The sequence below is a fragment of the Bacillus sp. P14.5 genome (assembly GCF_003316765.1).
Lineage (GTDB): Bacteria > Bacillota > Bacilli > Bacillales > Bacillaceae_B > Rossellomorea.
The window spans coordinates 61,081-85,307 of record NZ_NIJF01000015.1; the positions used below are offsets into that span (position 1 = coordinate 61,081).

The following is a 24,227-nucleotide window of genomic DNA, read 5'->3' on the forward strand; positions in this document are numbered from 1 at the left end:
GCCGGGTCTTTTTTTCATTCTTATCTCGAATTCAAAATGAAGATAACGGCGGATTTTGTGTGGTTACCCGCGCTAATTGCTCATTTATCGGCGGTAGCGGAGAGTTTATCGGCGCTTTCTTCCATTTTATCAGCGGAAAATACTAGATTATAGGAGAAACCCCTTTCCCACCACATACCACTGCGTTCTGTTATGTGTATTTAACTGCTCTTACCCTCCAAAATCTTCTTAGCAACATTTTTCCCGCTGATCACGACCATCGGAGACCCGCCGCCAGGATGTGTCGTTCCCCCGGCAAAGTAAAGATTCTCTATATCCTGAGAGCGGTTGAACGGTCTTAAAAAGGTGTCCTTCTTTGTATTGGAAGCCACACCGTACAACGCTCCGCGGTATGCTCCAAATTGCTTCTGGATATCAGGAGGGGTAACAACTTTCTCTTCTTTTAGATATGGCTTGATAACCACACCGTGATTCTCAAGTTTTTTATAGATTACTTCTTTATACTTATCTACATCGATTGTCATTTCACCGTTCTTTCCTAAAGGAGGAGCATTAACGAGGATGAATAAATTGCTCCCTTCCGGCGAAACATCCCGGTCCGTATAAGAAGAGTTGCTTATGTAAATAGTTGGATCATCCGGCCATTTCCCTTGAAACAGCTCGGAAAACTCTCTTTCATAGTTCTCAGAGAAATACGCTTGATGGTGTATCAATGCTTCATGATGATGATCAAGTGCTGCCATGATGACAAAGGCTGAGATGGAAGGCGACGTTTTAGCAATCTTTTTATCGGTCATTACCCTTCTGTCTTCCTTCCTTAGTAATTTAGGAAGTGCCTGCAGCAGATCACCGTTCAATATCACATCATCGGCAGCAACCACCTCTCCATTTTCAAGCCTCACTCCGGCAGCCCGCTGGTTTTTTGTGACAATCTCGGCCACTTCTGTTTCCCTATGTATTTCAGCTCCATGTTTTTCAGCAAGCTTTGCAAGACTCTCGGCAAGCTTCACAGTACCTCCTTTAACATAAAAAACCCCTTGAACCATTTCCAGATAGCCAATCATCGAAAATGTGGCCGGGCTGGTGTATGGAGAGGAACCGATATACGTTGCATACCGGTTGAACACCTGCAATAGAAATGGATCTTTGAAAAAACGGCGGTGAAAGCGGTCCATTGTTTCCAGTGGTTTCACCTTAGTAAAGGCTGAAAAAAGGCTTGGCGACAAATAATCTTTCCATGATGAAAAAGTCCGGTGAAAGAAAGCTTTCTCTGATAACTCGTAAAGCTTCTCAATTTCAGAAAGGTATGATTCATATTGCTGATAAGCATGGGGATCCAGCGATTGCAGCTGCCGCATTACCTTTTCTTTGCTTGTCGACATCAAGAAACGCTCACCCTCTGCACTCCAGTTAGCGGTATGATCCTCGAGCTTAATCCAGTCATAGTAATGACGAGGGTCTTCCCCAGCTTCGTAAAAGACAGAATCAAATACATGCGGCATCGTGATGGTATTAGGTCCAAAGTCAAACGTATGGCTTCCAAGAGCTTCCGGCTTAAGTTTACCGCCGAGATGCTTATTTTTTTCAAAGAGAACAACAGAACAGCCGCTGCTTGCGAGAGTAGCGGCTGCGGCAAGCCCTCCCAGGCCTCCCCCGATTATGGCGATTTTCTTCATGAATAAGTCCTTCCTTTCCAGCTGTATCCCTTATTTCTCAGTCCGTACAGCATTGAGTTAAAAATTAAAACGATAAATGCTGCACTCGCCACTGGCATCCAGAGTGAAAGGACCAGTCTTTGTTTTATAACGAAGTTCACCCACAGCTTCTGAAGCACAATCAGCAATAAGGGGAAGAAGAGCCATAGATTCCACTGACCAAGGAGGATTCCGCTATAGAGCCCATAAAGCCCCAGCGGAAGCGGGAAGACATAAAATGAAAGGTAAAACAGGCTGATCGCGAGTACAAATAGGACCGACCGATCTAATCCCGGGAAGAGATTTTTTGAAAATCCTTCCCAAACCTCTTTATTGGTGCTATACATTTTGCATGTTACATAATCGGTCACGTTGCATAGAACCACACGCTGTCCTGCCGCTTTCACCTTCCTGGTAAGATGGACATCATCAACGATTGAATCCCGTATGCCTTTATGCCCGCCGGAAGCTTCATAGGCCCCTCTTGAGAAAAATAAGAAAGCTCCGTGAGCAGCGGTAAACTCTTCTCTCGTTGTGTGGTTTGCCGGCCAAATCGGCAGGTGGAACACGACAAAAAACTGCTGCAGGGGCACAAACCATTGTTCCAGAAGCGGTTGAACAGGAAACTTTGGAAAGCCAGTGATCATGCCTGCCTTTTTCGTTTTCAAAAGGTCCAGTCCACGGTCAATGGTGTCAGGGTGCAGCTGGACATCGGCGTCTAAAAACAGAAAGTAATCACCTGCCGCTTTTTCGCTGAGCTGATAGCAGGCATGGACTTTCCCGCTCCACCCTGCCGGAAGGGGCTTGCCGTTGAGGATTCGAAACCGGCTGTCCTCTCCGATGGCCTCCTGAAGCAGTTTTTTTGTATCATCGGTCGAGTTATCATCAAGAAGCAGTACTTCCAACCTGGGATACGCCAATTTTTTCAGATTATGTACAAGTATGGATGCATTTCTTTCTTCGTTGCGCAGCGGAACAAGGATTGAAACTTTTTCATCATGCGTCAGACTTTCATCTTGCTTTCTTGGCAGTGAAGGGAGAAAAAAGCTGTTGATGACTGTCCAAACGAGAAATAAGACCAGTATGGAACTATATAAAATCAGCATCACTTAATCCCCCTTCTCAGCTGTACTTCCATAGTAGACAAAACCGGCTGCCAGGATAAAAACAAGCGCTAAAAAGCTTGCGAGCCATAGTCCGTTCAAAACGCCGAGCAACATGAACATGCCTGACACCAGAACGTAAAGCAGCACGATACGCCTGCTGCGATAACCGCTCATTTCCTCAGGCCATTTATTCTGCAGCCTCAGGACGATATAAATGATCAGGTGAAAGAACAAAGCAAGCAGAAACCAGCCGCTGAAGTTCTGCAGTGGAACGCCATAATAAAAGGAAAGTCCGTCATCCCAGATCCAATACTGCTTGACGTGAAAGGCCACAGGATCGATGATAAGATCCATTCCTACTGTGAATACCGCTCCTGTCAAAATATAAAAAATGCTGTGAACAAAGCGGTTCTTTTTGTAGAATGTCCCGGTCAACTGGACGGCAATCACATGGGAGGTCGAAATGACAAGCAGCCAAGCGAAGCCGATTGCTATCGGAACCCCGAACAGCTGCCAGCCGAAGTCTGATGTGTAATTATAGCTGCCGAACAGAAAGCCAAAATGAACCCCAAGGCCTTCCGCCAGCATGCTTATAATAAAAATGATCCCGGTAAATGCGGCGCCGGTGATCCTGCCGTAAGCCGACAGGAAATACAGGCTTCCAATAAGCCCCGCAAGCATCAAGAAGACCGCGTTCGCCCATTGAAGCGAGGCGGGCAGCAGGTTGAAGGAAAGAAGCACCACACCGCATGCATACCAGAATAAGAAGAAATAGTAGAGAATGTTTTCCCCGGTTAGAGACCTAGCCAATCTTCTGTCCCTTAGCCTCAAGATCTTCCTGAATCAAATCGGCTGTCAGCTGGCCGGATAGTGTCACCATCGGTACTCCGCCTCCAGGATGGGTAGAGCCTCCGGCAAAATACATATTTTCAAGCATTGTGCTTCGTGCCGGGATTTTAAAACCGCCATTTTTCTTCTTGTCCGTGTTCACGCCGTAAATCGATCCTCCATTTGCACCATACAACCCTTGAATGTCATCAGGGATAAACTCATAATCGAACTCAATATGGGAGCGGATATCCTCCATGCCCATTCGTTCAAGCTTATCCAGCACAAGATTGCGGTAATCTTTGCGGTAGGTTTCCCAGCTCTCCCCTTCTTTTAAAGGCGGAACATGAGTCAAAATGAACAGATTTTCTTTTCCTGCAGGTGCCTGGCCGGGATCATTCTTCGCTGATACACCGATATAAACAGTCGGATCATCGGCAGGGCGCCCTTCATCAAAAATCTGCTTGAACTCTTTTTCGGGATCTTTTGAAAAGAAAAATTATGATGCTGAAGCTGATCGTACTGCTTATCCACACCCAAAAGCATCACAAGTCCGGATACAGTCGGTTCAAACTTTTCCAGAGATTCTGTTGTCTTCTTGGTCTGACCATGCTTTTGCAAAAGTTTCTTATAAGCTGGCAGCGCTTCAAGATTTGAGACGACAATATCCGCCTCAGCAATCGTGCCGTCTTCAAGCTGTACGCCCTTTGCTGTGCTGCCTTCCGTCAGGATTTCCACGACCGGGCTGTTCGTTCTGACCTCGACGCCCAGTTCCTCACAAAGCTTCAGCATCGCTTCGGCAATCTTATACATTCCGCCTTGTACATAAAAGATCCCGAGCCCAAGCTGAACATGGATCAATTGTGAGAGCACAGCCGGCGCATGGTAAGGGGAGGAACCGATGTACATGATGAAGAAGTTAAATAACTGTTGGATTCTTTTGTCTTTGAAATGCTTTTTTGTCGCCTGGTCCATGGTTTTAAGGGGATCCATCGACATCAGCTCTTTAAAATTATGTAAGGAGCGGAGATCACCCAGCCCGCTAAGGCTCTTCTTATAAAAGCTCTTTAAATTTAAATCATACATTTTGCCGCAGTAATCAAGGTATTCATAAAAAGCCGATGCATCTTCCGGTGAGAGTGCCCTGATTTGGTCCAGCATCGTCGGAATATCACTCGTCACATCGAGTGCAGTGCCGTCTTCAAAGAATGTTCTCCATTGCGGTTCAACCCGCTGGATGTCAAGATAATCATGGACGTCCCTTCCTGCACGCTCAAACAGGTTTTCAAGCACCCAAGGCATGGTCAAGATTGAAGGTCCCGTATCAAAGGAATAACCTTTTCCTTTTCGGATATTGAGTTTACCTCCTGCACGTTCATTCTTTTCAAAGACTGTCACCTTATGCCCTTTTGATGCCAAAGAAATGGCGGTTGACAGCCCTCCAAGACCGCCGCCGATAACAACTGCGCTTTTACTCATGAAATCTCCTCCTAAAGTTAGTTGTAGAGATGGTGAAAAATCATTCTTTTTAATAAGCAGCTGCTGCTTGGATGCTAATTAATCTCCCTCTCCTTTTACTAAGATGGGAGCGAAAATCCAATTTTAAACAGCCGAGTGTGAAAAGAGCTAAAATAACAGAATAAGACTCTTGCTGAAGGATATGTTTCGACTTTTGCTTAGCCTCATTGTATAGTTGAAATATAACATTTGTAAAGGAATTATACAGTTATGTAGAAAGGAAGGATAGTTTGACTTTCCGCCGTACAGACTTGGAAGATATAGAACTAAAGATGAGCACAGCCCGCAATGCGTCCTTACAATGGCGAAATACCCCTATCTCCACAAGATTAAACCATATGAAGGCACTTCGTAAGCTGATTGTGTCAGAAATGGATGAATGGACAGAACTTCTGGTACACTTTGGCAGCAAGACAAAGAGCGATGCACTGAGCGGGGACCTGTTTCCTGTTCTTGATGCCATTGCGTATTATGAAAAACATGCCGAAAAGATGCTGAAAAAAAGAAGAAGGAAAACTCCTCTCCACCTTTTAGGAAGTAAATCCTTTGTCAGCTATGAACCTCTTGGAGTGATCATGGTCTTTGTGCCTTGGAACTTTCCTCTTCAGCTGGGACTCATTCCGATCATATCGGCACTCATTTCCGGGAACTCTGTCATTATGAAAGGATCGGAGAAACTGGACCCGATCAATGAGAAACTGGAAAGCGCCCTTTCAAAAGCAGGTATGCCTGAAGGTGTTTTCCAGGTGATATACGGAGCCAAGGAAGAAGCACAGCACTCGATTGATCAAAAACCCGATATGATTTTTTTCACAGGAAGTTCTGCAGTTGGGAAAGCCGTCCTGAAGCAGGCGGCACAATACGTGATACCTTGTGATATGGAACTGAGCGGGAAAGACCCGATGATCGTTTTCGAAGACGCGAATCTTCAACGGGCGGCAAGCGCCGCTGTCTGGGGAGGATTCATGAACAGCGGACAGGTTTGTGTCTCTGTTGAAAGATTATATGTCCAGCGGTCGGTGTATGATGACTTTCTAAAGCAAGTCGTCGCGTTCACCAAGGAACTGCAGCAGGGACAGGACAGGGATTTTAATGGAATGGCCACCAGGGAAGGATGGCAGACAGCCCGGAAGCATTTGGAGGATGCGCTGCAAAAAGGAGCAGTGATGCATACAGGCCATCTTCCCGATCAAGGCGATTCTCTTCATTTCCCTCCAGTCGTGCTAACGGAAGTCACAGATAAAATGAAACTGATGCAGGAAGAAACGTTCTGCCCTCTGCTGCCGATTATTCCGTTTGATTCAGAAGATGAAGCGGTCAGACTGGCGAATGACTCCAGCTATGGCTTAAACGCGAGTGTTTTTACCAAAGACTTGAATAAGGCGGAAAGAATAGCGGCACAGCTTCAGACGGGAAATTGCACGATTAATGATGTCATCCGTAACATCAGCAACATGCATCTTCCTTTCGGGGGTGTAAAAGAGAGCGGTTTTGGCCGATATCATGGAAAAGAAGGCTTGCACGCTTTCTGCAATATCAAATCAACCATGATACATAAAGGCAAGCGAAACAAAGAAGTGAACTGGTTTCCTTATAAACAGAACACCGCTGACTGGCTTAAAAAGGGCCTGACTTGGAAATACAAGTAACGAGTAATGAGGTGTCCTAATGAATCTTGAATGGATCTATCTGTTAATCGGCAGCTTGATACTTTGGAAGATTGCGATACCAATGAAACAGAAATCGCATCAGGAAGCCGCGAGACTTTCAATCATCATCCCGGCACGAAATGAAGAGCAGAACCTGCCTGTCCTTTTGTCTTCGCTGCAATCGGAATCAGCCTATGTCCATGAAGTAATCGTCGTGGATGATCATTCTGAAGATGAGACAGCGAGTATTGCGAAAACCTATGGCGCGAATGTCATCGGGACGCCTCCCCTCCCTCCCGGCTGGTTCGGGAAATCGTGGGCCTGCTGGAACGGTGCCAAAGAAGCTTCAGGTGAGCTTTTCATGTTCCTGGATGCCGATACGGCAATTGAACCGGGCGGGTTGCAGAAAATCATTTCCTCACAGCAGGATAAAGGCGGAGCTATGACCATCCAGCCCTATCACAAAATCACCCGCTTGTATGAAAATCTTTCAGGTATGTTTAACTTGATTGCGGTCATGGGCATGGGCAGTTTTCATATTCTATCAAGGTGGATTCCGCCCGCGGGAGCTTTCGGACAATGTTTTATCTGCACGAAACAAGATTATAAGAAAGTCGGCGGCCACAGTGCAATTGCCAATGAAATCCTTGAACATATGAAACTGGGCGAAAGCTTCCTCCGGCATGGAATTCCCTTGCATAATTACATTGGAAAACATGCTGTATCCATGAGGATGTACCCCGAGGGTGTGAAGGAATTAACTCAAGGCTGGAGCAAAAGCTTTGCTTCAGGAGCAGGAGCAACGAACCCTCTGATGCTCATCCTGATTATTCTCTGGATTTCCGGAGGTATATCTGCCTCATTTTCACTGCTGGGGCTGGGCGGATCTTCTGGAATCGAGACGGTGAATATACTCGTTCTCTATGGGCTGTATTGCATCCAAATCTTTTTTATGTTAAAAACAATCGGGAGTTTCAGCTGGGCAGCAGCCCTCTTTTTCCCCTTATTAAGTTTATTTTTCATCACCATATTTGCCCACTCCGTCGTGAGGACGTTTTTCACAAAAAGAGTCGCCTGGAAAGGGCGCAGTATCTCTTTAGAAAAAAGAAAGGACGTTAAAATTATGCTGGTGACACTTCCGTTCTGGTGGACCTTACTTCTAAATATTGTGTTATGGCCAGTGATCCACCTGTCCTTTTCTTACATATGCCTGCACCTGGATTATCGCTATTTCACAAAAGATTCATGGCTTTACCGTGAAAAACGCTGGGAGTCAGCCGGGAAGTTTTATGAAAAAATCGGAATCAAACGCTGGAAAACGATTCTTCCTGACGGCGGCGGTGTCTTTGCCGGCGGCTTTCGAAAGAAAAAACTCGCGGACCGAAACAGCGATTATTTTGAAACATTTATCGTTGAAACAAGACGGGCGGAATTTACCCATCTGATTTTGATTCCTCCCGCACTCCTATTTTTCATTTGGAATACCGCGTTTGTTGGCTGGATCATGGTTGCCTATGCAGTGGTAGCCAACATCCCTTTTGTTATCATTCAGCGGTATAACCGTTTCAGGTTTCAACGGATCCTGCAACAACGCAAACAGAGGAGGAATTTGCTTGATCGACAAGAAAAAGCGCAGTATCACAGAAAAGAGAAAAACAGAGCATATTGATATCTGTTTAACACAAGAAGTGGAATCACATGAGATGACGACCGGCCTTGAAGCATTTCGTTTTCAGCATAACGCTTTGCCTGAAATCGATTTTAGCAACATAGATCTCAGCACCTCTCTATTCAACAAGCGATTGAAATCACCGTTTCTGATCAGTTCCATGACAGGAGGAACGGAAACCGCAGCCAGAATTAACGAGACGCTTGCGAAGATAGCGGAAAAGCGCGGCTGGGCAATGGGTGTCGGCTCGATGAGGACCGCCATCGAAAAGGAACAGACCTCCTATTCTTACGATGTACGCAAACATGCACCGACGATTCCAGTGCTGGCAAACATAGGTGCAGTGCAGTTCAATTACGGATATGGTGTGGAGCAATGCCAGCGTGCTGTCGATCTGATTGAAGCAGATGCCCTTATCCTCCATCTCAACAGCCTCCAGGAAGTTTTTCAGCCTGAAGGAGACACAAACTTTAAAGACTTGCTGCCCAAGATCGAGAAAGTCGCCAAGTCACTTTCCGTTCCTGTCGGTGTAAAAGAAGTCGGGATGGGAATCAGCGGTGAGGCTGCACGCCGTTTGTATGAAGCAGGCGTCTCTTTCATCGACGCAGCAGGTGCTGGTGGAACTTCATGGATCAGGGTTGAAGCCTATCGCTCAAAAGACCCTCTAAGAGCCGAAGCCGCGGCAGCTTTCCAGGACTGGGGAATCCCTACGGCTCAAAGCTTGATGGAGATTACAAGAGAGCTTCCAGAGGTGTCTCTGTATGCGAGCGGCGGGTTAAAAAATGGTGTGGATGCAGCAAAAGCAATCGCATTAGGCGCAGACATTGCCGGTTTCGGCAGAGCGCTCCTTCCCAATGCAGCTGCGTCAGATGAAGAAGCACTGGATGGACAGTTCAAGCGCATCGAATTCGAACTGCGTACAGCCATGTTCGGAATTGGTGCTGCTTCAATCGAGCAGTTGAAGAATACTGATGCATTAAAAAGGATATAAGACGAATTAAGTATGGAGGCTCACTTTACTCTTAAAAACTGTTTTTGAAATGAATGGAGACCGGGATCGGATGATGATTTCGGTCTTTTTTGGTGGAAACAAGGAATGGAGGTAACAGGGGGACTACCTCTGGTGCACGCTTTGTAAGCAAACGGGGGGGGATCGCTTTTTATCATCTTTTAAATAGCGTAACTACGCTCTATCAACCAGTTTGGAGGTTCTATCAACCAAATGTGCCACTCTATCAACGAGATTGACGGTTCTATCAACCACTTTTGCCATTCTATCGACCAGTTGACATTTTCCGACAACCCATCTCCTTTAATTCACTACCAATACAACAAAAAAATCCGCCCACAAGGTGTGGACGGATCCTTCATCAAAATTACTTCTTGATGTTATAGAACGTTTTCGCTCCAAGGTATTGTGCAGTGTGAGCCAATTGGTCTTCGATGCGAAGCAATTGGTTGTATTTCGCTACACGGTCTGTACGTGATGGAGCTCCTGTTTTGATTTGTCCTGCATTTGTCGCTACTGCGATGTCAGCGATTGTGCTGTCTTCTGTTTCACCAGAACGGTGGGAGATAACAGCTGTATAGCCTGCGCGCTTAGCCATTTCGATTGCATCGAATGTTTCAGTCAATGTACCGATTTGGTTTACTTTAATCAGGATGGAGTTACCGATTCCCTGCTCGATTCCTTGAGCAAGCTTAGTTGTGTTTGTAACGAAAAGGTCGTCTCCGACAAGCTGAACTTTGTTTCCGATTCGATCAGTAAGAAGTTTGAAACCATCCCAGTCGTTTTCATCCAAGCCGTCTTCGATAGAAACGATTGGATATTTGTTGCACATTTCTTCGTACCAATCAACCATTTCAGCAGAAGTACGGACAACACCTTCTCCAGAAAGATGGTATTTTCCATCTTCTTTGTTGTAGATTTCAGAAGCGGCAACGTCCATAGCAAGTAGAACTTCTTCGCCAGGCTTGTAGCCAGCTTTTTCGATTGCTTCGATAATAGTAGAAAGTGCCTCTTCATTGGATTTAAGGTTAGGAGCGAATCCGCCTTCGTCACCAACTGCTGTATTGTATCCTTTAGATTTAAGAACGCTCTTCAGGCTGTGGAAGATTTCTGTCCCCATGCGAAGGCCTTCTTTGAATGTTGGAGCACCAACAGGCATTACCATGAATTCCTGGATGTCCACGTTGTTATCAGCATGCTCACCGCCATTGACGATGTTCATCATTGGTACTGGAAGCTGCTTAGCATTGAAGCCTCCAAGGTATTGATAAAGTTCTACGCCGAAGAAGTCAGCTGCAGCGCGGGCAACGGCCATGGATACACCAAGGATTGCGTTAGCGCCCAATTTACCTTTGTTTTCTGTACCGTCAAGCTCCATCATAGCTCTATCAATGGCAACTTGCTCTGTTACATCCATTCCGATAATTTCTTCAGCGATTTCGTTATTTACGTTTTCGACTGCTTTTTGAACACCTTTTCCAAGGTAACGGTCTTTGTCGCCGTCACGAAGTTCTACTGCTTCATATTCACCTGTAGAAGCTCCGCTTGGTACCAATGCGCGTCCGAAAGCACCTGATTGTGTGTAAACTTCTACTTCAATTGTAGGATTTCCGCGGGAATCCAATACTTCGCGTGCATATACGTCTGTAATAAATGGCATATAAATTCTCTCCTTTAAAATTAGGTTTTTTAGACTCTGCAATTAAGATTGTTGACTTCCACTCCAGGCACACGCTTTCCTGGGGGCGAGGGGTGAGCCTCCTCTAAAGGAAGGTTCCGTTCCAGTGGGTACGGAACCCGGGTCTCACCTGTCCCGCTAATTCCCCAGGAGTCGGCGCCTTCCGTTCCAATCAACATACGAGGAAACAACCTCAACATAAGTTATTTCCACTATGAAGGCAACACTTTAATTCAAATCAGCAAGTGAAATGAGCATATTTGGCTGCCTGCTAATTTTGCAAACAATCTTATTTCTTTTTTAATAAAGTTGTGCCTGTCATTTCAACCGGCTTGTTTAGATTTAAAAGGTCAAGCATCGTTGGAGCAAGATCTCCAAGGATTCCGTCTTCACGAAGAGACATCCCCTCTTTTGTCACAATGACTGGTACCGGATTTGTTGTATGGGCTGTCATTGGATTACCTTCCAATGTGACCACTTCATCAGCGTTACCATGGTCGGCAGTGATTATAGCTGTACCGCCTTTTTCTAAAATAAGATCGACAATTTTCCCAAGACATTCGTCAACCGTTTCAATCGCCTGGATGGTCGGCTGCATCATTCCGGAGTGTCCGACCATATCCGGATTGGCAAAGTTAAGAATGATGGCATCCTGCCGGTCATTTTGAACTTCATTCAATAGAGCCTCTGTCACTTCGTAGGCGCTCATTTCAGGTTTAAGGTCATATGTCGCTACTTTTGGAGAATCGATCAGGATTCTCGTTTCACCTGGAAACTCCTCTTCACGGCCGCCGCTCATAAAGAACGTGACGTGAGGATATTTTTCCGTCTCGGCGATACGCAGCTGCTTCAATCCGTTTTGGGAAAGGACTTCACCTACCGTGTTGTCCAGGTTCGTCGGTTTGAATGCGACATAGCCGTCAACTGTTTCACTGAAGTGTGTCAGGCACACAAAGTGAAGGTTTTTCGGATGTTTCGGCCCTCTTTCAAAGGCGCGGAAATCATCATTGGTAAATGTATTCGAAATCTGGATGGCGCGGTCAGGCCTGAAGTTATAGAAAATGACTGCATCTTCTTCTTCAATGGTAGCAACCGGCTCACCATTTTCTCTCTTAATGACTGATGGTAGTACGAACTCATCGAAGATTCCATTGTCGTAGGAATCGACAACCACTTCCAATGGGTTAGAGTATTCAGGGCCTTCGCCATATACCATTGCACGATACGCTTTCTCTACACGGTCCCAGCGCTTGTCGCGGTCCATGGAGTAGTAGCGGCCTGAAATGGTTGCGAATTCCCCTACACCAAGCTCACGCATAACTTCCTCGGTCTGCAGGATGTATGTCTCCGCAGATTTCGGAGCAACGTCACGGCCGTCAAGGAAGCCATGAACATACACCTTTTTCAAACCTTCGGCAGCAGCCATTCTCAACAGAGCAAACAAATGCTCAATATGGCTGTGGACACCCCCGTCAGACAGCAGGCCGAAAATATGAAGTGCTTTGTTTTTGCTCTTTGCGTGTTCGATTGCATCCACGAAAGTTTGATTCTTCTCAAACTCCCCTTCACGGATGGAAACATTCACTCTAGTCAGGCTTTGATACACCACGCGGCCCGCACCGATATTCAGGTGGCCGACTTCCGAGTTGCCCATTTGACCCTGGGGCAGGCCGACAGCTTCACCGCTTGCCTGCAGTGTGCTGTGCGGGAACTTGTTCCAGTAACGGTCGAAATTGGGTTTGTTTGCTTGTGTGACAGCATTTCCTTTGTCCTCTTCACGCAGTGCAAATCCATCTAAGATGATAAGAGCAACAGGAGACTTACTCATTGGAACCTGCCTCCAATAGCTGCAAGAAAGATTGCGGCTCAAGGCTCGCTCCTCCTACAAGCGCTCCATCGATATCTGATTGTGCCATATATTCACCGATGTTGTTCGGCTTAACGCTTCCGCCGTATTGAATACGAAGGGCGTCTGCTGCTTCTTGTGAGAATTGCTGGGCTACCGTCTGGCGGATATGGGAACATACTTCATTGGCATCTTCTGCAGTAGAAGATTTACCTGTTCCGATTGCCCAGATAGGTTCGTATGCAATGACAGTTGTTTTCACTTGATCTTCTGTCAGGCCTTGAAGTGCTTTATTCACTTGGCTTCCGACGATTTGTTTTGTTTCGTTGCCTTCACGCTGCTCTAATGTTTCCCCGACACATACGATTGGAGTCAGGTTGTAGTTGAAAGCAGCCAGCGTTTTTTTATTCACGGACTCATCCGTTTCGCTGAACAATTCACGGCGTTCGGAATGTCCAAGAATTACGTACTTTACACCTAAGTCTTGTAACGCTTTCGGGCTGGTTTCCCCTGTGAATGCACCGCTTTCTTCAAAGTGCATATTTTGGGCGCCGACTTCCACTCCATAGTCAGCTGTGCTTTCTACTAAACGGTCCAGGAACAATGCCGGTGCACAGATCACTGATTCCACTTTATCGGAGGAAGGTACAAGACCATTTACCTCTTCAGCAAAGGCCTTTGCCTCTGACATCGTTTTATTCATTTTCCAGTTTCCTGCAATAATCGGTTTACGCATATTTATCATCCTTTCCTTACTTATCGTTTAGTGCTGATACTCCTGGAAGCTCTTTGCCTTCCATGAATTCAAGAGAAGCACCGCCGCCAGTGGAAATATGGCTCATTTTATCGGCTAGGTCGAATTTTTCAACCGCTGCGGCTGAATCTCCTCCGCCAATGACAGAATATGTATCTGCAGCATCGGCTAAAGCTTGGGCAACGGCCTTCGTGCCATTCGCAAACTTTTCAAGTTCAAATACACCCATTGGTCCATTCCAGATGACTAAGCGGGAATCTTTGATGACACTTGCGTACTGCTCTTGTGTCTTAGGACCGATGTCCAGCGCTTCCCAGTCAGAAGGAATCTCATCAATCGCAACGACTTTCGTGTTCGCGTCGTTAGAGAAATCGTCAGCGACGACGACATCAAGCGGCATATAGAATTTGACGCCTTTTTCTTCTGCTTTTTTCATGAATTGTTTTGCTAAATCAATTTTATCTTCTTCAAGCAGGGACTTTCCAACCTCATGGCCTTGTGCTTTCACGAATGTGTAAGCAAGCCCTCCGCCGATGATCAAGTTGTCCACTTTCTCCAGGAGGTTATCGATAACACCAATTTTATCTTTTACCTTTGCTCCTCCAATAATTGCGGTGAAAGGTCTTTCCGGAGTTGTCAGTGCCTTGCCGAGTACCTCCAGCTCTTTTTCAAGAAGGTATCCAGCTGCTGCCGGAAGATGTTCCGCCACTCCCGCAGTGGAAGCATGTGCTCTGTGAGCCGCTCCGAATGCGTCATTAACATAAACATCCGCAAGTGCTGCGAATTCTTTGGCAAGCTCTGGATCATTTTTCGTTTCGCCTGGATAGAAACGGACGTTTTCAAGAAGCAGGACATCGCCTTCACTCATCTTTTCGATTTGGGCTTTAACGGAATCACCGTAAGCTTCATCGGTTTTTGCCACGTCTTTTCCAAGCAGTTCTGAAAGGCGTTTCGCAACAGGAGTCAATCTTAACTCTTCAACAACCTGGCCTTTTGGACGTCCAAGATGGCTGGCAAGAATCACTTTTGCCCCCTGCTCGGACAAGTATTGGATTGTTGGAAGCGCGGCTTTGATGCGCGTTTCATCCGTCACTTTCCCTTCACTCATCGGTACATTGAAGTCTACACGGCAAAATACACGTTTACCCTTCAAGTCGAGATCCTTGATTGTTTGTTTGTTCATTTCAAAAGGCCTCCTTCTGGATAATCGGGACATTGATCCCGTTTTTATGAAAAAAGAAGAGCGGGGAATCCTCCCCGCTCCCCTTCATCCCATTTCATTATAGATGCTGGGACATAATTTATCCAACAATAGCACAATAAACTATGTCACATTGCATCATTTAGGATATCACATTTATCTTAACTCGTTTTCCTACCAGTTTAAAAGGAGTTAGGTTTTCGCTCCAGTTGCGCGACTCCGCGGGGCGGGCGGTGAGCCTCCTCTAAAGGAAGGTTCCGTTCCAGTGGGTACGGAACCCGGGTCTCACCTGTCCCGCTAGTCCCGCAGGAGGTCGCACAACTTCCGCTACAACCATCCTGATAACTCAGAAATCAGGAAAACAGCCTTTTATTATATCTTACAGACCTTGAGCAGCGATGTAATCAACAAGGTCTACAACACGGTTGGAATATCCGCTTTCGTTGTCATACCAAGAGATAACTTTAACCATGTTGCCTTCCATTACCATTGTAGAAAGGGCATCGATAGTGGAAGAATCAGGGTTGCCATTGTAGTCAGTGGATACAAGCGGCTCTTCGCTGTAACCAAGGATTCCTTTAAGCTTGCCTTCAGAAGCTTCTTTAAGAGCGCTGTTTACTTCGTCAACTGTTACATCCTTGTCTAGTTCAGCAACAAGGTCAACAAGAGAAACGTTTGGAGTCGGTACACGCATTGCTCCACCATTCAGCTTGCCTTCAAGTTCAGGAAGAACAAGAGAAACTGCTTTTGCAGCACCAGTTGTTGTAGGGATGATGTTTTCAGCAGCTGCACGCGCACGACGGTAGTCTTTGTGCGGAAGGTCAAGGATCTGCTGGTCATTTGTGTAAGAGTGAATTGTTGTCATCATACCGCGTTTGATACCGAATTTGTCATTCAATACTTTCGCGAAAGGAGCAAGACAGTTTGTTGTACAAGAAGCGTTTGAGATTACATGGTGGCTTCCAGCATCGTATTTGTCTTCGTTAACACCCATAACGACTGTGATGTCTTCATCTTTAGCCGGAGCAGAGATGATGACTTTTTTAGCGCCTGCATCAAGATGCTTCGCAGCGTCTGCGCGGTTAGTGAAACGTCCGGTAGATTCGATAACGACATCTACACCAAGGTCTCCCCATCCAAGTTGAGCAGGATCGCGCTCAGCCAATACTTTTACTTTCTTGCCGCCGACTACCAGGTAGTCACCGTCTACAGATACTTCTTGATCAAGCTTTCCGTGTACAGTGTCATATTGTAAAAGGTGTGCAAGCATGTTAGCGTCTGTTAAGTCGTTAACTGCTACAACCTCGATGTTGTCATTCTTTAATGCTGCGCGGAATACTACGCGTCCGATACGTCCAAATCCGTTAATTCCAACTTTTACTGTCATGAATAATGTCCTCCTTTAAAATGGTTAAGGAAATTTTTGAATATATATTTCAAAAGGTATTACCCTTTTAAAAGCTCTTTTGCCGCGCCTTCATCCGTGATCAGAATGGTCGAATGAGGGACGCTTTTGAAGTAGGCTCTGATGGCTTTGGCCTTTGAACGGCCGCCGGCCACCGCAATGACATTCTCTTTGTCCTTCAGGTCTTCGAGCTGCAAGCCCACAGTCGTTACTTTATGTACGACTTCGCCCTCTTCGTCGAAGTAATAGCCAAAGGCTTCCCCGACAGCTTTACCTGAAAGAATCTTCTCCAAGACTTCTTCACTGGTTTTTCTACGTTCCGCCATCGTGACGGCATCGCCAATTCCGTGGAGTACGATATGAGCCGACTTAATCAGGCTTAAAACATCCTTAATATCCGGTTCTTTGATAAAAGACTTGTACACTTCTGTACTCACCTGATCAGGGACATAAAGCACCTTATGTTTGGCGCCGGTCCTCTCAGCCATTTTGGCACAGATCGTATTGGCCTGATTTTTGACATCCTCGCCAATCCCGCCTCGTGCCGGCACGAAAAGCACCTGGTCCTTAGAGAATTCAGGCGTCAGCTTTTCAGCCACAGCCGCCATCGTCGACCCTCCGGTAACCGCGATGATATTATCTCCATCCAGAAGATTTTTCATACGCGTTTCAGCAGATCTGCCTAATTCTTCTTTTACCCAAGGGGACTCATCACTATTCCCAGGAACGATAAAAACTTCATGAAGATTGAGTAAAGACTTCAATTTCGTTTCCATAGAATCGATGCCTGTTATCTCTCTCATCATGTCAGCTGTCTTCATTAAAAGCAGCTCACCCTCGGCCGTGATGATCATCCCCGATGACTTAATCTCAATGAGATCCTGGTCTTTGAGGAACTCCACTTCACTTCTCAGGACTCTTTCAGTCATGCCGAGCGAATGAGCAAGGCTCCTTCTTCCAACCGGCTGCATCAATCGCACCGATTTGAGGATCAGATGTCTTTTTTGCATAACCTGGAGCAGGTCTGGTAATAATCGTTTTTGTATATCAATGATTGATTCCATCGAAAAGCTCCCTCTAGTTATTTAGCTGGACCAAATACGTCCATCATAGACATATTATGTCCCGCCTCCTGCAAAAAAAATTCATCCCTGCTTTCAAAGCTAAGTTTAGCAAGGGATGAACGAAATTTCAACTATAAAAACTCAAGATTTCTCATGTAACCGTTTACTAATTGTAAAATAGTCAATTTGCCCATATTGGATGATTTCCCCGTCCATTTCCACCACGGGAATCATCAATCCAAAACGTTCTGTCAGCTCATCACTTTTATCAATGTCATACTCCTTTAAAAAGAAAGGAATATCATCTTTTATGAGATTGAGCATAAGTTTGGCATCCTCACATAAAGGACACTGATTTCTCGTATAAAAAACAACCCGCGGCAAATTCTCTTCATTCATATCTCTTTCTCCTTGTCGATGAGGGGATATTCAACTGGTCCCTGTACTTCGCAACTGTTCTTCTCGAAACGCTCATCCCTTGTTCTTTCAGCTTCACAGCGATCGCCTGGTCTGATAAAGGCTTCTGTTTATCTTCCTTATTGACCAAACTCATGATTTCCGCTTTGATTCCTTGGGATGAAGCGGATTCTTCATCTTTACCTACACCGCTCACAAACAAAGCTTTCATTTCGCAGGTGCCAAAAGGAGTACCGATATACTTGCCTCTGACCGCCCTGCTGATGGTAGATTCATGAACTCCTATTGTCTCTGCAACTTCTCTCAGAGTCAAAGGTTTCAACTTCTTCGGTCCATGCCTGAAAAAATCCTCCTGCCTTTCCACCAGGCATCGCCCTACTTTCAGGAGAGTCGTCCTGCGCTGATCCAGCATTCTCAGGATCCACTGAAATTCCTGCCGTTTTTCCCGAAGGAATTTCATGCCCTCTTCATCCTCTGAAGCAGAAATCAACGAATCATATCCTTTATTATATAGAACTTTCATTACATTTCCATGGAGCAAAGCAATATCCAGGCCATCCCGATTTCGAGTCACAACCATCTCCGGGCGGATATAATGAGGAGTTTCAACCGCAAATCCTGCCCCCGGACGCGGATTGAGAGTCTTTACGTAATCGGCCGCCGCTTGGATGTCAGCCAGGGAAACTCCCAGTTCTATCGCAATGGTCTTCCACGTCTTTTCGCAAAAATCCACAAAATGATGTTCAATAATGGATTGGACATGCTTGGGCACTTCGGTATCCCTCCCGATTTGCAGCAGAAGGCATTCTTTCAGATTCCTCGCACCGATTCCTGCTGGCTCAAGCCCCTGAATCATCTCTATGTATCTTGATAAATCATCAACTTCAAAAATACTTTCCACATTTGAAGGTAAATATCCGTTGTCATCCAAGCTGTCAAACAAAAGAGACAGGATATTTCGGTCTTCATTAGTAAGCGTTTTCAAATCAAGCTGCGAATTTAAATGTTCCCACAGTGTAGACTGCGTCACAGCCACCTCTTCAATCCAATCGATACTCATGCCGCTGCTTTCACGGCTTCTATTCCGTTCCTCAAAAGGAACAGGTTCAAGCTGAAGAAGCGGGTTCTCCAGGGCTTTGCTTTCCAAATAAGCATTCAATTCCTGAGAGGAATACTGCAGCAATTCAATCGCCTGTGTCAGCTGGTGGGTCATATTTAATTTCATAGACTGCCCCTGCCATAATCCGGTATTGAGCTTCATTCCGCATCCCTCCTCCCCTTATTCTACAACAGAAAGCGGGATCAGTGTATGGAAAAAAGTAGGCAGCTGTGCGGCCATTATGGATTCGTTTCATAACGGGGCAGAAAGAGAGCGTAAGAGTTCGATAAACCTTTCGTCCACTGCCTTGGCAGGTTATGAGAGAAATCGGCTGTTACTGTTAAAATGAAAGGCAGAAGACATAAGACACATCTTCCAGCCTTACTTACTGATTTGCATTTCTGCAGCGTTTTAACACCTTATTAAACTTTAATAATCACGCCAGGATATAGGTTCTCCAATAGGGTTCTCTAGCACTTGTCACATAAAGAAGAATGATAAAAAATACACTAGAACACTGGGGATTACTACATTAAGGATGGATTTTTTTATAGAGGTGTCACTTTTAGAAAAGTACCTTCTTATTAACTCAACCACGGTAAAAACTGAAACAATAAAAATTATCCCTTCTCTGAAAATTTGAGTTCACTCCCAACTATTTATTGCTTTACTGTCGGCGTGCTGATATATGGTGAATTTTCAATAAATAAAGTCTATCATACGATTTATCATATTTCGATAACTAAAAATTTTGTGATTCCTTCTATATAATATACGAAAAGCAAGCCTCAATTGGCTTGCTTTTCGCAGGTTTGTTATCTAATTCAGTTGTTTTTCTTTTATGAGTTAAAAGGATATTATTTTTTCGGAATCTCGCAGCCATTTTCATCACAGACAACTCCGTCACTGCTGTCGCTGTTCAATACCGTTATTTGATTTTCTGATATCACCTTTTGCAGCGCTTGAACAAATACCTCAGTTGGCTGGGCACCTGTTAAGGCATATTTTTTATCGATAAGGTAGAAAGGTACACCTGTCACGCCAATTTGCTGAGCAGTCCGCTCATCAGCACGCACTTCATCCGCCATTTCATCGCTGGCAAGCATTTCAGCCACCGCATCACGGTCCAACCCTACTTCTGCCGCCAGTTCTATTAATGTTTCGTGATCCCCGATATGCTTGGATTCAGTAAATAATGCATGTAATATCCGCTCGGTCATCTCTATCATCAGGCCTTTGGTTTTGGCATACATCGTCAAACGGTGAGCATCAAACGTATTGGTCAGTACCATCGTATCCATGTGATAGTCTAAGCCAGCTTCTTTTGCCATATTCACCATGTTTTGAGTATTGGCTTTGGCTGCCTCTATACTCATGCCATACTTTTTAGCCAGTTTTTCATATATATTATCATTTATATCCCGCTCTGCTGTCGGATCCAATTCAAAGCACCTGTAAGTCACTTCAACCGGATGGTCAATCTGCTTAATGGCGTCCTCCAGACGCCTTTTGCCAATATAGCAGAATGGTCAAGCAAAGTCAGTCCACATTTCGATGTGCAACATGTTAATCCCTCCATATCATTATTCTTCTATAGTATAGAATGCAACGTGGATTTTTACACGTGATTTGCTTTTTGAATAGACAGTAAAATGGCCCCCGCGCAAATGCGCAGGAGCCTTGGCAGCGTCCTCGGAGGGAATCCAAACAGGAATTTTACGTGCTATCCGTTCCACCACTTTCGGTTAATTAAGTAGTTGGGCATTAAGAAATCAATGATTATACTTATTTGAGTAGATTTCCATGCGTGTTATACCTATATTTATGATACAAAAAGTTAGTGATAATAATAGATTCCATATATAACCTTATTGTAAAATATATTTAAGCTCTAATAACATCTTTTGAAAGGAGAAACCATGAATATTTTCTTGGATTCAAATGCAATTTATAAAGACCCTTTTATTATAAAAGGATACAATAAAATTTTAAATAAATTAGCCAAGCATGAAGACGTCAAAATATATGTTAGTAAAGTTGTATATGAAGAAGTATATAGAGGTCATAAGGTTTTATTGGAAAACGAAATTGAGGAAGTAAAAAAATCTCAAACTAGGATAAGTCAATATTTAGACGATAAAAAACAAAAGTTCATTTTTGTGGTTGAACTAGAAGAGTTATTGATAAAATTTGAGGATAGTTTTGTTAGTTTAGAAGCAGATGATAAATTAAAAATTGTTGATCATGATAAAGACGTTTTAGATTATATAGTGGAAATAGATATGTATGAAAAAGAGCCATTTGTACAACAAGATAAAAAAGAAATAAGAGATGCAATCATTTGGTATTCTTATGAAATTTTCATTCAAAAAAATAAGTTGACAGATTGCTTCTTCATATCAAATAATACAAAAGAATTTGGTGATGAGGGTGCTAATAAAACTCCAAAAAACAGCCCCTATAACCTACACCCTCAGTTATGTCCAAGCAGTATGCTTGCATATAGAACTGTTCAAGAGTTCCTTTATGACAATGACACTCAAGTAAAAGAGTATTTTAAAGAAATCAACAAGCAGATATTATCTGAGGAGCTTTCTGATAAGGTTTATGAAGAGTTAGAAGAAGGTCTAGCAGAGGAACTAACAACCAAGTATTTTAGAGAACAAATTTCAACAAGCGCTTACGACTATCTTTCAAACATGCAGCCTGAAGATATACACAGGGATTATTTTATGGGTGGATTTGTCATGCCAACTGGCGAAAATGATATCAGCGAAATCAGATTTGTTGAGGTAGATATATACGGTGATGATGTAACAGTTTCTGTAGATGTTGATATAGACCTACCTGTTGAAATACATTTGTATAACCCAGTCTATGACGATAGGGATGACAAATTTCAATATAACTCAACTGATACTGTTAGAGTTGTTCAAAATGTAATACTTAATATACCTGTAAATTTTGAAAAGGACGTAGACGAAGAGCAATTCTCTTTTAAAGAGTATATTGAAGGTCAAGAACCTGAGAATGTTGAAATCAGCATAATTGATTATTCTAATATTGACCATGTTGATATGTTTGATGAAGAAGAGTACGAAGAAGTATTCTAATTCTTATTGAGGGTTAAGGTTTATTACTTTAACCCTCTTTAGCCTATATCATATTCTTTTACCGATCTATATTGTTGCTCTGCTAATCTTAGTTATCTCTTCAATCTCTTTAACAGTCATTTTGTTATCCTCTCGCTTCCGAAACAACTCAAGAGGGATTGAGGAAGCGGAGCAAAGAGGTGTCTACAAAGGAACACCTAAGAAATATACTGAAAAGACATAAGAAATATACTAAAAAAACAAAGGATTAAATTTTAATTTTCTTAGATCATGTCGGCTTCAAATTCAGCAATTCCAGATAAAACAGTAATCATTAACTTCCCATTGCGCGGTATAAACAATTGAAAAGCACCCAAACAAAAAAGACCCTATGCCTGTTGATAAACTCAACAAACATAGAGTCTTCAGTAACGCCCTCGGAGGGAATCGAACCCCCATCTCAAGAACCGGAATCTTACGTGCTATCCGTTGCACCACGAGGGCAAGCTGTACGACAAGCGTACGAAATCTTATTATAGTCCAGAAGCAGTGGAAATGCAATAGGTTTTGAGGTTTGGAAAATTAGATAATATAAAAACTTTCAATTAAGGTTACCTGCACCTGAACTCCAATTATCGCTCAATGAATCCTTATGATGATTAAGGAATTAATCATTTTATATTATATTGTTAGTTCGTGGTCTGCAAGACGAGACTATACTTTGGTGAAGTACGGAATGCAAGCTGGTCGCGGCGCAAATATGATTTTCTCATCACTGCTTATTGTCTTCCTTTAAACAACGGAGATATTAGTATGATTGTAGCGGAAGGTGCACGACCTCCTGCGGGACTAGCGGTCGTCTAGTTCCAGCACCTAGCCCCTCGGGGTCAAATAATCCCAAGAGAATAAAAGGAAAACCGCTTTTTTCTCTTGAGAACATTCGCCTGTCGGGGCTGACCAAGGCGCTTCCACTTTTGATGACAGGTGAGACCAAGGTTACGTACCCACTGGAACGTAACCCCGCCGGCAAAGCCGAGGAGGCTCAACGCCCGCCCCGCGGAGTCGGGTACCTGTAGCGGAAATCATATCGAAAATTATTTGTTAACTGAAACAAACAATAATTTTTTTATAATAATAAGCATAGTTTAAAAAAGGAATGGATGGGTATCATGTAGAAAGGATTGTCGAAGGATTTTATGCCATGAGAGGTTGAATCGTTTGACCTTTATTGACCAACTGGTGTATTATATCAGTACATAAAGTATTTGTATGTTTCAAACATAACATTAATTGATCGAAGGAGGAAATAAGATGAACTTAATTCCGACAGTTATTGAACAAACAAACCGCGGCGAGCGTGCGTATGACATTTATTCCCGCCTGTTGAAAGACCGCGTTATCATGCTGGGAAGCGGCATTGATGATAATGTTGCCAACTCCATCGTTGCACAATTGCTTTTCCTTGAATCAGAAAACCCTGAGAAAGATATCTCCATCTACATCAACAGCCCTGGCGGCAGCATCACTGCTGGTATGGCTATCTACGATACAATCCAATACATCAAGCCTGATGTACAAACAATCTGTATCGGTATGGCTGCTTCCATGGGTGCATTCCTACTTGCTGCAGGTGCAAAAGGCAAGCGTCTTGCCCTTCCAAATGCTGAGGTAATGATCCATCAGCCGCTTGGTGGAGCACAAGGACAGGCGACAGAAATTGAAATCGCTGCAAAACGCATCTTGTTCTTGCGCGAGAAATTAAATCAAATCCTTGCTGACCGCACTGGCCAGTCTATTGAAGTCGTTTCCAGGGATACAGACCGCGACAACTTCATGACAGCTGAAAGAGCGCTTGAGTACGGTTTGATCGACCGCATTATTACAAACAACGATATGAACGAAAATAAGTAATTTAGTTTCAAAGGAGCATCCGTTAACTCGGATGCTCTTTTTTTGTTCATTTGATTCCTATTAGGCTGCGGTTCGTTGATAGAATGTGGTTTTTCGTCGATAGGAGTGCGAATTTCGTTGATAGAACCAAAATTTGGGCGATAGAACAAGCTAGTTCGTTGAAAGGCTATCTATTATCGTCGATAGCCCAATCGGCAAGACTTGCACAACCAGCAATCTTCCCGTAAAAAAAGCACCTCTGCTTTTACATAAAAAGAACCCAGCCTATTAAATGGCCGGGTTCTTCA

General features: G+C 44.2%; 19 protein-coding genes and 1 tRNA gene. 5 read left to right on the plus strand and 15 right to left on the minus strand.

Annotation, left to right across the window (positions count from 1 at the left end; translation table 11 throughout):
• Window positions 1-200: 200 nt before the first annotated feature.
• The 5 genes from B9Z54_RS01920 to B9Z54_RS01935 are packed head-to-tail and all read right to left on the minus strand — an operon-like array spanning window position 201 to window position 5,107.
• Window positions 201-1,676, minus strand: a complete 1,476-nt coding sequence (locus tag B9Z54_RS01920; protein ID WP_113926848.1) for a phytoene desaturase family protein — start codon at window positions 1,674-1,676, stop codon at window positions 201-203.
• Window positions 1,673-2,800, minus strand: coding sequence for a glycosyltransferase family 2 protein (locus B9Z54_RS01925; protein WP_113926849.1), 1,128 nt, complete (start codon window positions 2,798-2,800; stop codon window positions 1,673-1,675). Before B9Z54_RS01925 ends, B9Z54_RS01920 begins: the two co-directional genes overlap by 4 nt.
• Before the next feature lie 3 nt (window positions 2,801-2,803).
• Window positions 2,804-3,610 (minus strand): carotenoid biosynthesis protein, encoded by an 807-nt coding sequence (locus B9Z54_RS01930; protein ID WP_113926850.1) that lies wholly within the window; start codon window positions 3,608-3,610, stop codon window positions 2,804-2,806.
• The gene (locus B9Z54_RS26350; protein ID WP_345840677.1) at window positions 3,603-3,983 is read right to left on the minus strand and encodes a phytoene desaturase family protein; all 381 of its coding nucleotides are present in this window, start codon (window positions 3,981-3,983) and stop codon (window positions 3,603-3,605) included. The genes B9Z54_RS01930 and B9Z54_RS26350 overlap by 8 nt, the downstream gene beginning before the upstream one ends.
• Entirely contained in the window at window positions 3,980-5,107 is a 1,128-nt protein-coding gene (locus B9Z54_RS01935; RefSeq protein WP_345840678.1) for a phytoene desaturase family protein, read from the minus strand. Before B9Z54_RS01935 ends, B9Z54_RS26350 begins: the two co-directional genes overlap by 4 nt.
• Before the next feature lie 269 nt (window positions 5,108-5,376).
• On the opposite strand from B9Z54_RS01935, the gene B9Z54_RS01940 reads away from it, so the two are divergent.
• From B9Z54_RS01940 to fni, 3 genes are read left to right on the plus strand one after another with little or no spacing between them, the layout of a single operon-like run.
• Window positions 5,377-6,795 (plus strand): aldehyde dehydrogenase family protein, encoded by a 1,419-nt coding sequence (locus tag B9Z54_RS01940; RefSeq protein ID WP_162785052.1) that lies wholly within the window; start codon window positions 5,377-5,379, stop codon window positions 6,793-6,795.
• 19 nt (window positions 6,796-6,814) lie between these two features.
• Window positions 6,815-8,464: a glycosyl-4,4'-diaponeurosporenoate acyltransferase CrtO family protein gene (locus B9Z54_RS01945; RefSeq protein ID WP_113926852.1), complete on the plus strand. Its 1,650-nt coding sequence runs from the start codon at window positions 6,815-6,817 to the stop codon at window positions 8,462-8,464.
• A complete protein-coding gene (fni, locus tag B9Z54_RS01950) occupies window positions 8,409-9,455 on the plus strand; it encodes a type 2 isopentenyl-diphosphate Delta-isomerase (protein WP_481747768.1) in 1,047 nt (348 codons plus the stop codon). Before B9Z54_RS01945 ends, fni begins: the two co-directional genes overlap by 56 nt.
• Window positions 9,456-9,840: 385 nt before the next feature.
• Here fni and eno read toward each other — a convergent pair whose 3' ends face one another.
• The 9 genes from eno to B9Z54_RS01995 form a co-directional block, all read right to left on the minus strand.
• Window positions 9,841-11,133: a phosphopyruvate hydratase gene (gene eno / locus B9Z54_RS01955; protein WP_113926853.1), complete on the minus strand. Its 1,293-nt coding sequence runs from the start codon at window positions 11,131-11,133 to the stop codon at window positions 9,841-9,843.
• A 307-nt stretch (window positions 11,134-11,440) separates the two neighbouring features.
• On the minus strand, window positions 11,441-12,979 hold the full coding sequence (gpmI, locus tag B9Z54_RS01960) for a 2,3-bisphosphoglycerate-independent phosphoglycerate mutase (RefSeq protein WP_113926854.1): 1,539 nt from the start codon (window positions 12,977-12,979) through the stop codon (window positions 11,441-11,443).
• The gene (gene tpiA, locus B9Z54_RS01965; RefSeq protein ID WP_113926855.1) at window positions 12,972-13,733 is read right to left on the minus strand and encodes a triose-phosphate isomerase; all 762 of its coding nucleotides are present in this window, start codon (window positions 13,731-13,733) and stop codon (window positions 12,972-12,974) included. The genes gpmI and tpiA overlap by 8 nt, the downstream gene beginning before the upstream one ends.
• A 16-nt stretch (window positions 13,734-13,749) precedes the next feature.
• Window positions 13,750-14,934: a phosphoglycerate kinase gene (locus B9Z54_RS01970; protein WP_113926856.1), complete on the minus strand. Its 1,185-nt coding sequence runs from the start codon at window positions 14,932-14,934 to the stop codon at window positions 13,750-13,752.
• 397 nt (window positions 14,935-15,331) lie between these two features.
• Window positions 15,332-16,339, minus strand: coding sequence for a type I glyceraldehyde-3-phosphate dehydrogenase (gene gap / locus B9Z54_RS01975; protein ID WP_113926857.1), 1,008 nt, complete (start codon window positions 16,337-16,339; stop codon window positions 15,332-15,334).
• Window positions 16,340-16,398: 59 nt separating this feature from the next.
• Window positions 16,399-17,421, minus strand: coding sequence for a sugar-binding transcriptional regulator (locus B9Z54_RS01980; protein WP_113926858.1), 1,023 nt, complete (start codon window positions 17,419-17,421; stop codon window positions 16,399-16,401).
• 141 nt (window positions 17,422-17,562) lie between these two features.
• Window positions 17,563-17,820 carry a glutaredoxin family protein gene (locus B9Z54_RS01985; protein ID WP_113926859.1) on the minus strand — a complete coding sequence of 86 codons (258 nt, stop codon included), beginning with the start codon at window positions 17,818-17,820 and terminating at the stop codon, window positions 17,563-17,565.
• The gene (gene rpoN, locus B9Z54_RS01990) at window positions 17,813-19,099 is read right to left on the minus strand and encodes an RNA polymerase factor sigma-54 (RefSeq protein WP_113926860.1); all 1,287 of its coding nucleotides are present in this window, start codon (window positions 19,097-19,099) and stop codon (window positions 17,813-17,815) included. Before rpoN ends, B9Z54_RS01985 begins: the two co-directional genes overlap by 8 nt.
• A gap of 695 nt (window positions 19,100-19,794) precedes the next feature.
• The gene (locus B9Z54_RS01995) at window positions 19,795-20,454 is read right to left on the minus strand and encodes a DsbA family oxidoreductase (protein ID WP_275887771.1); all 660 of its coding nucleotides are present in this window, start codon (window positions 20,452-20,454) and stop codon (window positions 19,795-19,797) included.
• Window positions 20,455-20,868: 414 nt separating this feature from the next.
• Between B9Z54_RS01995 and B9Z54_RS02000 the strand changes: the two genes are divergently transcribed.
• A complete protein-coding gene (locus B9Z54_RS02000; protein ID WP_162785053.1) occupies window positions 20,869-22,050 on the plus strand; it encodes a PIN domain-containing protein in 1,182 nt (393 codons plus the stop codon).
• A 411-nt stretch (window positions 22,051-22,461) separates the two neighbouring features.
• On the opposite strand, the gene B9Z54_RS02010 is transcribed toward B9Z54_RS02000, so the two are convergent.
• Window positions 22,462-22,533, minus strand: a tRNA-Arg gene (locus tag B9Z54_RS02010).
• An 807-nt stretch (window positions 22,534-23,340) separates the two neighbouring features.
• Here B9Z54_RS02010 and clpP point away from each other — a divergent pair.
• A complete protein-coding gene (gene clpP, locus B9Z54_RS02020) occupies window positions 23,341-23,940 on the plus strand; it encodes an ATP-dependent Clp endopeptidase proteolytic subunit ClpP (protein WP_113926862.1) in 600 nt (199 codons plus the stop codon).
• Window positions 23,941-24,227 lie beyond the last annotated feature (287 nt).